Raw genomic sequence first — 13430 nt, forward strand, 5'->3', positions numbered from 1 at the left:
TAAAAAATGAATATTAATTAGAAAAAAATGGTTATTGACATATGCCCGAAATAAGATATAATTATAAGCGTAATGGGTATATACCCAAAAATATTAAGGAGGGTGATTGTATGCCAAGAAGAGATGGTACTGGTCCAATGGGAATGGGAGCAATGACAGGACGAAGAATGGGATTTTGTAATACTTCAAGGAATTTAGGTCGTGGTTTGAGATTAGGATTAGGTTGTAGATTCGATTATGCTAGCTCTAAAGATAAAAAAGACATACTTATTGAGCAAAAAAACTTTCTTGAAAAAAGATTGAATTTAATCAAAAAAGAATTGGAAGAATATGAAGAGTAATGTTTCTAAAAATAAAGGATGTTTTTCATCCTTTATTTTTGAGCTTTTTAACAAAGTTATATTTATCAATGAATTAAAAAATAACGCTCATAAACAAATTTTTAGAGAAAACTAAGATTCATAATTTTGAAAAATCCTAACGCACCTAATCAAGACGTCATGTCTTGTAGGATGCTGGCTTAGCGTCCATGCTAAGCCTACGGATTTTTCTGAAATTCTTCATCAAGTTTTCTTTACTAAAACTTTGTAATTATTCGCTTTTATTTTTCATTCATAAATTTTATTTTTTCTACAGTCTGAAAGGATGTTTTTCATCCTTTATTTTTAGTATGATTATGGTAACAATGTAATTTGAAAGAGAGGTGATTTAATGTCAAGACCAAGGAAATGGAGAAGAATTTGCAATATGCCAAAAATAGATGTTTTTGGTCCTTGTATTAGGGATATTAATATAAATGAAACAATACAAATGACACTTGAAGAATTTGAAACAATAAGATTAATTGATTATGAAGGATTGAGTCAGGAAGAGTGTGGGCAAATAATGGGGGTTGCAAGATCAACCATTCAAAGAATATATAATGATGCAAGGAAAAAGATTGCAGATAGCATAATAAATGGAAAGTATTTAAAGATTAAAGGTGGAAATTATAAATTATGTGATGAAATAGAAGGTATGAACATATGCAAAGGATGTGTAAGAAAGAGACACAGAGGAGGAAGAAATATATAGATATTTTAAATAATATGCTTATTTGAATCAATATTAAGAATTGAATGAAAATAGATTATTAGCATTTGACAATAACCTATTTATGGAATATAATTAATGTAGCATATGCCAAAAATAAAGCATGGTTAAAAATATAAGTTATATTTTACATTTAGGAGGGAAAAAGAATGAAAAAAACGGATTTACTTATTATAGGAGGAAGTGCAGGAGGGCTATTGACTGCTACTGCTGCAAGAAAGTTATATGGAGATATAAAAATTACTTTAATAAGAAAAAATAAAAAGGTTATGGTACCTTGTGGAATTCCATATATTTTTGGAACTTTAAATGATACATCTAAAAATCAAATTCCAGATGCTTTATTGAGTAATGCAGGAGTAGAGTTATTAATTGATGAAGTGGTAAAGATTGATAGAGATAAAAAAATGGTTATTACTGCTGATAATACAGAAATTGAGTATGATAAGCTAGTAATCGCAACAGGTTCATTGCCTATTGTTCCTAAGTTTATAAAGGGTTACGATTTAGAGAATGTTTTTCCAATTGTTAAGGATGAGGAATACTTAAAGGATATTTTAGAAAAAGTTAAAAATATGAGTGATATTGTAGTAATAGGTGGAGGATTTATTGGAGTTGAATTTGCAGAGCAGATGAAGATGGCTGGTAAAAATGTAACACTTGTTGAGGTTGCAGATAAATGTTTATGGCAAGCCTTTGATGAAGAATTTAGTTCTGATGCAGAAGAACAGTTAAAGAATAATGGAGTTATAGTAAAAACAAAAACAAAAGTTGAAGAGATTATTGGAGATACGAAGGTTAAAGAGGTTAAATTAAGCAATGGAGAAACAATAAAAGCAGATGCAGTAATACTTGGCATGGGTGTTAGCCCAAATTCTGTTTTGGCAAAGGATGCTGGAATTAAAGTGAATGAAAAAGCAGCAATAATCGTTGATGAATATATGAGAACAAACGATAGTGATATCTTTGCTGTAGGAGATTGTACTGAAAAGAAATGCTTCTTTACAGGTAAGAATACACCTATACTTCTTGCATCTACGGCGGCAATGGAAGCAAAAATAGCAGCATGTAATTTATTTCAATTAAAATATGTGAGAAAAATTAAAGGAACAATAAGTGCTTTTTCAACAAAAGTATTTGACAAGGCTTTTGCAGCAGCTGGGCTTACTGAACGTAAGGCTAAAGAAGAAGGCTTTGATATAGTTATTGGTAGAGCATCTACTATGGATAAGCATCCAGGATCACTTCCGAATACAGGTAAAATAGATATTAAATTAATATTTGCAAAAGATACAGGTATTATTTTAGGAGCACAAATTAGTGGTGGTGACAGTATTGGAGAAATGGTTAATATTTTAAGTATGGCTGTACAAAATAGTATGACAGCAAATGAATTAAACACATATCAAGTTGCAACGCATCCTCTACTTACAGCATCACCTATTGCATATCCAATAAATGCAGCTGCTTTAGATGCATTGACAAAGCTTAATAAATAAAGATTGAAAATAAAATCTCCTTTCTAGAAATATAAACAAACAGAAAGGAGATTTTTAATTCATGAAAATTTTATTTTGTTTACAGTCTGAAAGCTTGAATAATTATTTTATTCAAGCTTTATATTTTTTGCTTAAAAAGAATCATGGATAAAAATGGAATATACGGTTATAAAGTGCTATAATTATAAAGATTGGAGTTGTTAATTCTAGTAAGAATAAAGGGGACTTAATATAATGAAAATGAATAAAAAAAAGCTTTTAAATATATCGTTAAATATTGTTATGCTTGTTGTTTTGCAGGTTATGTCTTATTATGGAAAAATATATTATGAAGGATATAAAGATTTAAAAAACAATATGTATTATAATTTTGAAGATTTTGGAGAAGCATTAGAAACTTTTAATGATGAATTATCTAAAATATTGGTTTTAGGATATGATGATTTTGATAAAAAAAAGGAGTTTATTGATGAAAGTATAGTAAGAGCTTTTCATAGATCTAATTGGGATGCATCAGATATGGGAAAAGGAAAAGCTATATATGATTATGATTTTATGTATTTAAATATAAATAAGGTCATTCATAATTTATTAGATGATGGAAATATAACTCTATCTGAAGAAAAATATATAAAAAGTCTATATGAATATAATGAAGAATTGATAAAGGAGTATAATAATATATTAGGTGATGTACGCTATAACTGGAATTTTGGTAAAATACATGCATTAGAAAAAAGAATAGCATCAATATATAATGATTATTCACAAAAGGCAGATAAACTATTAGAAACCCCAAAGTATAAATTTTTAAAAGAATACGAAGGGGAGTTTAAAGAAGTTGGTTTTGAGCATGCTAAAGCATACTGTGAAGAAGTTTTTTCAAAATTAGTAAAGAATCAAAGGTTAAAATATGACAATAAGGATGAAGCTAATAATGATGAGTATGTATTCAAAAACTATAAAGAGTTAGATCATAATAAAGAGCTTTTTACTGTAAAAAATGATATATCAGATATAGATTATAAAGTAACCTATAATAAAAAAACAAAAAAGGTTACTGTAATGGCTGTTAGCTATATCGTACCGAAGAAGAAATACAAAGAAGATGAACTAGACAATATAGTAAAGAATACAATCGCCAAATTCAATCAAAATGTAGTAAATTATTATAAAAGTAAGAAATATGATAGTGAAGGAAAGCTAAGCTATATTACCTATTTATATATTGAAAAAAATAATGATATTTATGATGAAATGAAGAAAATAAAGATAAATATAAAAATCCATGGATTGATAAGCAAATTAGAAATTATAGATCATAATGATAAACCAATTATTCTACCAAATGTCAGTAAAAAAGACATATTATCAAAAATAGATAAAGAAGCTGAAATAATAGATGCTTTCATAATAAGAAATATGAAAGGAACAGCATATGTAGTCCACTTAAAATATGGTGATACTTTATATGAGGCAGTATTTGATGGAGAAGATGGAAAGATAATATATTATGGAAGAAATATAAAAAAGGATTATTTGAATAATTTAAATAAGAAAAATAAAAATGATTGATCAAAAGTTATTTTGATCAATCATTTTTAAGTAAGAAATTTTATTATTCTTGAGTAAGCGTTTTTAAGTAATCATCTACAAACTGAATGATTTCTTTACAGCTAACCCCTTTTCTTTTCAAATCTATGCAGATTTCTGAACCGAATTTTTCTCTTATTTTTTTAATCAAGTCTTTTGAATATCTTGCTGCTTTATTCTGTTCAGTTGAATGGTTTCTTCCTTTTAAGTAACCGATGGCAACAACTGCAGCAGTTGCAGCACCGCAAACACTACCAGTACTCATACCACTTCCAAAAGGAGAGCCTATGCATACAGGAATATTTATTTTCTTTTTTTCATTAACAGATTGAATAATTGATTCAGCACAATTATATCCTTCTCTGTAATAGTTTATTGCCATACAAAACACCTTCCAATCATTATTGTCATACGCCAAAATTATATAGTGATTCTATTTTTTTGTCAAATGAAAATATATAGATTAACAATTTTAAAATATCTTCTTTTTATTTCATAAAAATTACAAATAAAGGAGGAAATTGACTATTCTTATCGAAAATGCTACATATAATGTCTAAATTGAGGTAGTAATAAAGCGAAAATATTAGAAATGAATTATATTGTTTATATTTAAGGTGAGAATTTAAAATTACTTGTTTATGATTATAAAAATCTAAGGAGGTATTATTTTGAATATAAATGAAAAGCTTTGTGTAGCTATAGGTGGATTGTTTCATGATATTGGAAAAGTGCTTAGAAGATCTAGACTTAAGTCAAAAGGGAAAAGTCATAGTATCCAATCTGAGAAATACGTAAAAGATTATTTTTCTAATATAGATTTTTTAAAAGATGAGGAACTAGAGCTAATTGAATATATAGCAAGGTATCATCATGTTTCGGATGAAAATATCAGTAAAGCTTTAAAAGAAAACAGTATGATGGAAGAAGTTTTGAAATATATAAAATATGTTAAAAAAGCTGATGGTGAGTCGGCAGGAGAAAGAAAAATAGAAGGGAAAAATAAAAGAAGTATAGAGGATAATCCTTTTACTAATATGCTTTCACTTATGTGGCAGGCTTTTAATGACAGAAAATATAATTCAAATTTTAATTATTTCAGACCAAATATATTTTCAAGATTAAACATGCCAAAAAAATATATAGAAAAAGAAGAGATATCAAGTTATGTAAATATAATGAAGAATGAATTAGGACGTGATTTGGATAATTTAAGACAATATAATGAAAGATTTAAAGAACATGAAGATGAATTTGTTGCGTGCTTACAATATTTAATGAAAGAGTATACATCATATATTACCTCTTGCGGAAAGGAAATAGTAAGAGATATTTCTATGTACAATCATTCAGTTACTACTGCTGCTTTAGCACTTTGTAGATGTATAGATGAAAAAGATAAACAGAGGATAAATGAATATATATTATTACATGGAAGGATTTATGATATCCAAAAGTATATTTATGGAGATATAAATAAAAGGATAGAAAAGCCTTTAAGAAGGGTTTTAACACGATCAAATATTATATCAATTTTAAATACGATTATTCCTTATGAAATCATCCAAGAATTAAAATTATATACTACAAATATATTATTCTGTGGTGGAGGAACTTTTTCATTATTACTGCCTAAAAAATATGAAGATGAAGCAGAAAAAATAATTGAGAGAATAAAGAAAAAAGTGGCAGAAATATTTGAAAATAAAATCTATATAGAATATGTATTGAAAACTATTAATGTAAGAGATAAGAAAAAAGAATATTCATACAAAACACATAAAAAATATATGAAAGAATTTTATGAGTACAAAAAAGATTTTCAAAAGGCAAATAACGAACTAAATCAAAAGAAGTACAATAGAAGCATATATTTAATTGATTTTAATAAGAATTGCAAGGAAGAGTATTACAAATGTAGCAATTGTGGGATTAATACTAAAAGAAGAGATAAGTGTTCAATCTGTCAAATAGAAGAAAACTGGATGGATAAAGATATTTATGATGTAAAAATAGCATATGAAAAAATGAGAGTAGAAAATATTGAAGCTTACGAAAAATTAGAGGCTACAAAAAAAGGACAAACAGTTATATTATTTGATGAAAAAAATATTGAAAAATATAAAGATAAATATCCTATAGGAGGAATTTATCCTGTAGGAAAATATAGTATTCCTAAAAGTAATGAATTATGCAAAAAATGTAGTATTAAAGATATTTGTGATGAAAAATCAGATGGAAAAATTCTTAGTCTTACCTGCATAGAGAAGTTAAGTAAAAATGAAAGGCTAGTAGCTACTGCAAAAATTGATTTAGATGATATGGCATTTCTTATGTACTATATATATCCTGTTTCAAAAAAAGATAAAAAGTCAAAAAATGTTGAAAAATATCCTTTTGCTATATCTAGATTAGCTAATTTGGCAGATCTAATAAATGTATTTTTTACACAACATTTGGTTAGTGTTGTAAAAAATAAATATACTGAAGATATTTTTATTCTATATAGTGGAGGCGATGATATATTACTTACAGGAAATTGGGAAAGGGTTTATGATTTTGTATTAGAGATTAACAAAACATTTAATCGATATATAGGACAAAAAAGCGAAAAAAGAAATATTACATTAACTAGTAGTATTGTACTTCATAAAGCAACTAGACCTTTTAATATGGTTTTAAAGGAAGTAAATAGAAATATGAGTTTGGCTAAGGAAACTAAAAATTTAGTTATTATAAATGAAGTGATTCAAGAACAAGAGAGTCGATTTAGGGGAATATGTATAAATTATAAGAATTTAAAAAAAGCAAAAAAGATAATATCAAAATATACAGAGTGGATAGAGGAAGAAAAAATTTCAAGAGGTTTGTTATACGATCTTGTAACTATAATGAACATGAGAAAAAAAGGAGGGATAGAAGCATTAAAAGGGGCAAGTATCTTAAATTATATTTTAGAAAAAAATGAGGTAGATATAGATATTTCAAATGAAATAAAAGCTCTTATAAAAGAAAAAGAAATAGATTTAAGTATATTTATACTAAAGACAGCCATTAGAAAATCCAAAAAGGAGGAGTTGTAGGTGGGAAGTGTATTTTCAGAAATTAACACTATGATAAAAAAAGGTTTTATGGAAAATGGCAAGTTAAAAATTGAAGTAATCGATAAAATAGATTATTTATCTGATAAAATAAATAAATTAAAGATTAGCAATAGCTCTATAAGGAAAATATATGATAATTTGAAAGATATAGAGCTAAAAGTAAACAAACAAGTTTTGAGAAATTTATCAGAAAATGAGCAGATAGATTTTGATGAAGAGGAGAAGAAAGCTTTCAAAGAAATAAAAGTAGATATAAAGCTTATGAAAAGCAAAATAAATTATATTTTGGAAAGAAAAATAGAAAATGAAAAGAAGAACAAATATGAGTATATAAATCTTAAAAATTTTTTATCTAATTGTTTAAATAAAATAGAAACTAAGGAAGATTTTAAAGGTTTTTTAGATTTGCTTGAATGTATCATAGGATATATGAAAGACCAACTATAAAAAGTCAATAGTAAAAAAGAAAAAATTTTAATTAAATTGGTGAATAAAAATGCATGACAAAAAGACCTGCGTGAGGCAAGTATAAGTAAAAATATGGGAAATAATATCAATTACTCGTTATTAGGTAGTCTCACCTCATAAGGACAATTATTTTTTAAAATAGCATGAATTGTGTAGCAAAGTTTACGAGCGACAGCTCCAATAGCCGTTAGGTGATGTTTTCCTTCTGAACGTTTCTTCTGGTAAAAAGCTTTAAAAACAGGGTCACAGTTAGAGGTAACTAAAGCAGCACTAAAGAGAGCCTTTCTAAGATAGGGCGATCCACGTTTACTCATTTTGTTATTTGTACTTTGATATTCACCAGATTGTGAAACAGAAGCATCAATTCCAGCATAAGCAACAAGCTTTGAAGGGTTTGAAAATCTTGAGATATCACCTATTTCGCCAAGTATAGTTGCAGCTGTTACGTTGCCAATACCAGGTATTGTAGTAATAGGAGAATTGATTTTATCAAGTAAAGTGTTTATTTGCTTTTCTATATCTTTGACCTGACTTTCAATAAAGTTAATCTGCTCAATTAATAGTTTTAATTGAAGAGCAAAGCTATCTAAACAAAAGCTTATACCAAAAGAATTTTTAGCTACACGAGAAAGTTGTTTGATTTTATTAGTAGCAAATTTTTTCATAGTGATTTCAGATAAAACTTTGTCTAACTTTTCAGATGAAATATTTTCGAAATCACTTGGAGAGCTGAAATGAAGCAAAAATTTCCTTTTGATGTTTGTCCAAAAAAATATCAGAAAAAGATAGATTGATATTCAGGAAAAAAACTTGGTCTAAGACACAAATGGTTTTTACGTTTAAGGTCACCTATAGAACTGATGAGATAGTTTCTAAAAGCGAGAAAGGTTGCGAAGTGATATGGTATTTTTCATCGGCTAAGGAAGTTTCCAGAAAAATCACCATAACGAATAAGATCTGCAATTAAAAACAGAATCAATGATATCTGTTTTTACGCTTTCTGATTTCAATACCTTTACGCCAACCATCAGTTTGGATAGGGTTTACAACATGAATGACAAAAACCTTTTTTTCCACAAGAAATGAGTAAAATGGATAACCAATAGTGACCAGTAGCTTCCATACCTATTTCAACATCATTAACAGATCTAATGAAATTGTTTAACTTAGTAATTAAGCTTTCACCACCATTTGTAGTATTTGAAAAGGAAAAAGCCTTAAAAATAATTTTTCCTTTTTCATTTATTAGCGAAGCTACATGATTGTTTTTTCCAATATCAATACCTAAATAAAACATTTCCATCACCACTATAAATTTATTTTAGATAGTTCCTCTAATCTGATAAACGTTACCGCCTTGTTGCATATTCGAAGTACTAAACTTATTAGTCAACATCCAACTTATTCGTAATCTGTTTATCAGACAGAGGTGTCAGTCTTTCAAGTACGAGGTCTTACCTCAAGGAGACTACGACATCACTCTATCTAATATTTTGATTATACTCTTTTTTGTATAATCTTTCAGCTAATAAAGGATTATAGGTTGCCTTTATTAACCTAAATATAGTATACAAGGAGATGAAAAATAATGTCTAAATTAGTAAAAATTAAAACTTTAAAAACTGTAATGAAAGTTATAAGTGGTATTCGTATAGTAGGAAATAGTACAGAAATAAATATTGGAGGAATAGATAATCCCATTATAAAAGAGCCATTAGAGGGTTACCCTTATATACCAGGTTCATCTTTAAAGGGGGTTATGAGGAGCTTAGCAGAAAAAAGTAAAGGTTTGGATAGTTTATGTGATTGTGATAATTGCAAAATATGTACATTATTCGGCTCAGCAAAAGCTGATAGTAAAAGCTTGAGAAGGCTAATTGTAAGAGATAGCTACTTAACGGAAAATAGCAAAAAGATTTTAGATAAATTTCTACCTTATGGAGCAGAAATAAAAAAAGAAAATACTATAAATAGAACAACTGGAAAAGCAACACCAAGAACCTTAGATAGAATCCCTAAGGGTGTTAGCTTTAATATTTATTTTACTATTAAGCTATACGAAAACGATAAAGAAGAAGATTATATAAGCTTTTTGAAAAGCTTGCTTAAGATGATAGAATTTTCAGGTATAGGCGGTTCTATTAGCAGAGGGTATGGACAAGTTTCTTTTTCAGAGCTTAAAATTGAAGATACTTATGATATAGAAGAGGAACTTAATAAATATTTGAATAATAATTAAGGGAAGGAAAGGATTATGATATATAAAGCAAGATTTAAAATGAAAAATATGGCTGTAAAGCTTATATCATCTGTTATATTTGGCAATATGGCTAGAGTACTCTTTGAATTATTTTCAGAAAATGATGCAAAAGCTTTGATACAAGATATGGTTGGTAAGGATTGCATGCTAATAAGTGATGCAGTTACAGAGGATATATTTAAAAAAAGTGGAAAAATAGCTAGTTGTGTAGAGGATTTAATAAATGGAAAAGAATATAGAGGGAAAGAATTGTTGAAGGTCAGAGAAGAATATAGGAAGTATAAAAATTTACTAAAAAAAGAAGAGGATAATACCACAGAGATTCCTAGAATTAGGGTAGGTATAGATAGAAGAACACTAAAAGCAGAAGATAAGAAATTGCATTATCAAAACGAATACTGGTCTAATAAAGATGTTATTTATAATATTTACATATATACAGAAAATGAGAAAGTTATAAAATTATTAGAAATTGTTTTTAATATTTTAGAAAGAACAGGGATTGGAACAGATACGACTATTGGCTGTGGAGCTATAGCCTTTATCAAGGAAGGGAAAAATATATTTAAAAAAGATGATACAATAAAGCTTGCTTTCAAAAAAGAAGGGGGCATAAATATAGCTTCTACTATAGTAGATCAGAATTATTTAGTAGATATAGATATACAAAACTATGTTATAAATAGATATGATAGTAAATCTCCTAATATAAAAAAACCTCCTTACTATTATATTGAAAGAGGATGCATTATTAATAAAGAAGAATATGTACCTCCACAGTTAAAGGAATATAAAGGAATATGGGTTTACAATTGTGTTTTTCCTGTGGAAAGGAGTAACAAATGATTTGGGGGAAGAAATATAATGTGTATCTAAAGCCGATTTCTCATGTATGTGTTGGTAGTGGAGAAGAATATCAGTCGTATGAGTATATAAGAGATACAAAAGAGAAAAAAATATATTTGCTAGATGATAATAAAATAATGGAGCTTATAAGAGAAGGCATTATAAAAGTCGAAGATATTGATGTTGGACTGAAAGAGCTTTTAAATATTATTAAGGAAAAAGACATTTTACATAGGTTTAAATCAGCATATATAGATAATTGTAATAAACTTGTAATAAAAAAGTTTTATAAAACTTTAAGTATAGTAGATGATGAAAAAATAGAGTATATAGCTACAATACCTGCATCTACTATAAAAGGACTAATAAGAAGTGGATATGACAGCTATATAATTAAAGTAAAAAATAAAAAAATTAGATATAAATATATTAGAAAAGTAGAGAAAGACCAAAATAATAAGTCTAAAATGAAATATAAATTAAAAGGGATATGCAATGAAAAAAAGCTTTTAGATAATAATAATGCTTTTGAAAATAATTTATTAGAAAAAAATTTAGATCAGCTTTTTTCAAAAATAAAGGTAAACGATTTATTTATCTCTGAAGATAAATTTTTAAATATAAAAAAAGCTCATAGATACAATAGGAAAAAGTGTAAAACTGTAATATCAAGCTATTATGAAGCTGTAGATAGTGAAGCTACTTTTTATGGAAGCATACAGCTACAAGATGATGAAAGTATTTTAATGAATGCTATAAAAGGACTGAAAGAACTTGCAACTTCAAACATAAAGGTTGAAAGAAAACTATTGAAAGAAGTTGTAGAGAAATGTTTTTATGAAAAATTGGAAGAAGAAAACAGAAAAGAGTATCAAGCTGTAGTAAAGATAGGTTTTGGCGGACTAATTGGAAAAACCTTTGTAAGCTATGATGAAAAAAGTAATGAAAGATATGATGATGAGTTTTTACCATATACAATATTGACTACAGAAAGCAGTTATAAGTATGGTAAGTTTAAAAAACAAAAACCGATGGGATGGGCAGTATTAACAATAAAGGAAAATAAGGAAGATTAGATGTACTAGTTTATGTTTTTTATATAGGGGAGATTGAAAATGAAATTAAAAATAATTTTGCAAGCAAAGGAATTTTTTGCATTACCTATAAACTATAATCATATGCTACAAAACAAAATATTAGAACTACTAAATAAAAAAAATTCGAATTTTTTACATAACGAAGGATATAAAGTGAAATGGAAAAGCTTTAAATTGTTTAATTTTTCTAGTTTAGAGGTAGAAAAAAAGAAAATATGTAAAAATAAAATTTTTGTATATCCAGGAAAAGTTATACTAGGGATATCTAGTGCAGATGAAAACTTTATATTTGATTTTATTGATGGGATAATAACAAATAAAGGGATAGATTTTAAAGAAGGAAAGCTCGATTTAGTAAGTATATTTTCAAGTAAAGAATTAAACGGAAATAAGCTGGTTGTATTTGCTAAAACGCCTATAGTAGTGACAAAGCCTTATTCAGAAAAAGCGATAGATTTTTTTACACCAAGAGATGCTGAATACTTAGCTTCTATAGAAAAAAATTTAAAAGACAAGTATGAAGCTTTTTATAATAAAAAGTATGACAAAGAGCTAGAAATAGAAATAATGGATGAATCGAAAGTATATAAAAAAATAAGAAAGTATAAAAAATGGGTATATGAGGGCTACATAATGGGGGTAATTTTGAATGGAAATAATGATATACTAAATTTAGCTTATAAAACAGGATTAGGTTCTAAAAATGCTCAGGGTTTTGGATTTGTAGAAACATTTTCATCATTAAATAGTTTGAAAAACTATATAAAAGTTGTATGATATTGCAGTAAGCCAATATTTTTTTTAAAAGCCTGTATTTAAGTCATACCAATTGATAGATATATATTTTTCAAAAAATCAAAAAACACTATCTGAGGTTTACTGCAAAAAGTGTTTGTTTCAGAATAATAGAAAAAGTTGAAAAGTAGTGTTTTCAGTCGGTATATTGAGTATATAAATTTGGGGTTTCATAGTTCCTATAAGGAAGTGGAATATGGCAAAAAATAAGCAGACGCTGAAGCAATGCTCTGGTTTCATAGTTCCTATAAGGAAGTGGAATATTTTTTACTCTCAATAATTCAACAGAATTAATATTCGGTTTCATAGTTCCTATAAGGAAGTGGAATTTTTCTAGCACGATATGAGCATTGCCATTACTATCAAAGGTTTCATAGTTCCTATAAGGAAGTGGAATTAGCTAATTTTTCACCTTCAAATTCTTCTACAATTTGGGTTTCATAGTTCCTATAAGGAAGTGGAATTTACGAGAGATGAGTATTTAGAGTTATTGAAAAGAGAGTTTCATAGTTCCTATAAGGAAGTGGAATTTTTATTTGATTTATCTATTGCCCCTATTGTTATTACGTTTCATAGTTCCTATAAGGAAGTGGAATATTAATAGTTGAAGGTTCACATTTCATTAATTTTGCGTTTCATAGTTCCTATAAGGAAGTGGAAATTAGGATTCGTTTTT

Annotated in this window: 11 protein-coding genes, 1 pseudogene and 1 CRISPR repeat array (1 of these 13 only partly in view); of the genes and pseudogenes, 10 read left to right on the forward strand and 2 right to left on the reverse strand. The window is 27.4% G+C overall.

Annotated elements, in window-relative coordinates:
• The first annotated feature begins 110 nt into the window (after positions 1-110).
• The 4 genes from FQB35_RS03580 to FQB35_RS03595 all read left to right on the forward strand — a co-directional run bounded on the left by FQB35_RS03580 (position 111) and on the right by FQB35_RS03595 (position 4166).
• Positions 111-341, forward strand: coding sequence for a DUF5320 domain-containing protein (locus FQB35_RS03580; RefSeq protein WP_148808683.1), 231 nt, complete (start codon positions 111-113; stop codon positions 339-341).
• A gap of 370 nt (positions 342-711) precedes the next feature.
• The gene (locus FQB35_RS03585; protein WP_148808684.1) at positions 712-1074 is read left to right on the forward strand and encodes a DUF134 domain-containing protein; all 363 of its coding nucleotides are present in this window, start codon (positions 712-714) and stop codon (positions 1072-1074) included.
• 167 nt (positions 1075-1241) lie between these two features.
• Positions 1242-2591, forward strand: coding sequence for an FAD-dependent oxidoreductase (locus FQB35_RS03590; RefSeq protein ID WP_148808685.1), 1350 nt, complete (start codon positions 1242-1244; stop codon positions 2589-2591).
• Positions 2592-2825: 234 nt separating this feature from the next.
• Entirely contained in the window at positions 2826-4166 is a 1341-nt protein-coding gene (locus FQB35_RS03595; protein WP_148808686.1) for a hypothetical protein, read from the forward strand.
• A gap of 43 nt (positions 4167-4209) precedes the next feature.
• Here the strand turns inward: FQB35_RS03595 and FQB35_RS03600 are convergent, their stop codons facing one another.
• Positions 4210-4566 (reverse strand): C-GCAxxG-C-C family (seleno)protein, encoded by a 357-nt coding sequence (locus FQB35_RS03600; protein WP_148808687.1) that lies wholly within the window; start codon positions 4564-4566, stop codon positions 4210-4212.
• A gap of 289 nt (positions 4567-4855) precedes the next feature.
• Here FQB35_RS03600 and cas10 point away from each other — a divergent pair, with 289 nt between their 5' ends.
• Both cas10 and csm2 read left to right on the forward strand, forming a co-directional pair.
• Positions 4856-7267, forward strand: a complete 2412-nt coding sequence (gene cas10 / locus FQB35_RS03605) for a type III-A CRISPR-associated protein Cas10/Csm1 (RefSeq protein WP_168198226.1) — start codon at positions 4856-4858, stop codon at positions 7265-7267.
• Complete coding sequence (csm2, locus tag FQB35_RS03610) at positions 7268-7735, forward strand: type III-A CRISPR-associated protein Csm2 (protein WP_148808689.1); 468 nt, start codon at positions 7268-7270, stop codon at positions 7733-7735.
• Positions 7736-7845: 110 nt separating this feature from the next.
• Here csm2 and FQB35_RS03615 read toward each other — a convergent pair.
• Positions 7846-9053, reverse strand: a pseudogene (locus tag FQB35_RS03615) (IS110 family RNA-guided transposase).
• 291 nt (positions 9054-9344) lie between these two features.
• Between FQB35_RS03615 and csm3 the strand changes: the two are divergent.
• The 4 genes from csm3 to cas6 are packed head-to-tail and all read left to right on the forward strand — an operon-like array spanning position 9345 to position 12736.
• A complete protein-coding gene (gene csm3, locus FQB35_RS03620; protein WP_148808690.1) occupies positions 9345-9995 on the forward strand; it encodes a type III-A CRISPR-associated RAMP protein Csm3 in 651 nt (216 codons plus the stop codon).
• 15 nt (positions 9996-10010) lie between these two features.
• The gene (locus FQB35_RS03625; RefSeq protein WP_148808691.1) at positions 10011-10862 is read left to right on the forward strand and encodes an RAMP superfamily CRISPR-associated protein; all 852 of its coding nucleotides are present in this window, start codon (positions 10011-10013) and stop codon (positions 10860-10862) included.
• A complete protein-coding gene (locus FQB35_RS03630; protein ID WP_148808692.1) occupies positions 10859-11938 on the forward strand; it encodes a hypothetical protein in 1080 nt (359 codons plus the stop codon). Before FQB35_RS03625 ends, FQB35_RS03630 begins: the two co-directional genes overlap by 4 nt.
• 39 nt (positions 11939-11977) lie before the next feature.
• Positions 11978-12736: a CRISPR-associated endoribonuclease Cas6 gene (gene cas6 / locus FQB35_RS03635; RefSeq protein WP_148808693.1), complete on the forward strand. Its 759-nt coding sequence runs from the start codon at positions 11978-11980 to the stop codon at positions 12734-12736.
• Between the two features lie 184 nt (positions 12737-12920).
• A CRISPR array of direct repeats spans positions 12921-13430; the repeat unit is 31 nt; unit sequence GGTTTCATAGTTCCTATAAGGAAGTGGAATT (it continues 251 nt past the right edge of the window).

This window comes from Crassaminicella thermophila (assembly GCF_008152325.1).
GTDB lineage: Bacteria > Bacillota > Clostridia > Peptostreptococcales > Thermotaleaceae > Crassaminicella_A > Crassaminicella_A thermophila.

Excerpts from the sequence above, each read along its gene's own strand:
- FQB35_RS03580 (WP_148808683.1), top strand. The coding sequence starts at position 111 with ATGCCAAGAAGAGATGGTACTGGTCCAATGGGAATGGGAGCAATGACA.
- FQB35_RS03585 (WP_148808684.1), top strand. The coding sequence starts at position 712 with ATGTCAAGACCAAGGAAATGGAGAAGAATTTGCAATATGCCAAAAATA.
- FQB35_RS03590 (WP_148808685.1), top strand. The coding sequence starts at position 1,242 with ATGAAAAAAACGGATTTACTTATTATAGGAGGAAGTGCAGGAGGGCTA.
- FQB35_RS03595 (WP_148808686.1), top strand. The coding sequence starts at position 2,826 with ATGAAAATGAATAAAAAAAAGCTTTTAAATATATCGTTAAATATTGTT.
- FQB35_RS03600 (WP_148808687.1), bottom strand. The coding sequence starts at position 4,566 with ATGGCAATAAACTATTACAGAGAAGGATATAATTGTGCTGAATCAATT.
- csm3 (WP_148808690.1), top strand. The coding sequence starts at position 9,345 with ATGTCTAAATTAGTAAAAATTAAAACTTTAAAAACTGTAATGAAAGTT.
- FQB35_RS03625 (WP_148808691.1), top strand. The coding sequence starts at position 10,011 with ATGATATATAAAGCAAGATTTAAAATGAAAAATATGGCTGTAAAGCTT.
- FQB35_RS03630 (WP_148808692.1), top strand. The coding sequence starts at position 10,859 with ATGATTTGGGGGAAGAAATATAATGTGTATCTAAAGCCGATTTCTCAT.
- cas6 (WP_148808693.1), top strand. The coding sequence starts at position 11,978 with ATGAAATTAAAAATAATTTTGCAAGCAAAGGAATTTTTTGCATTACCT.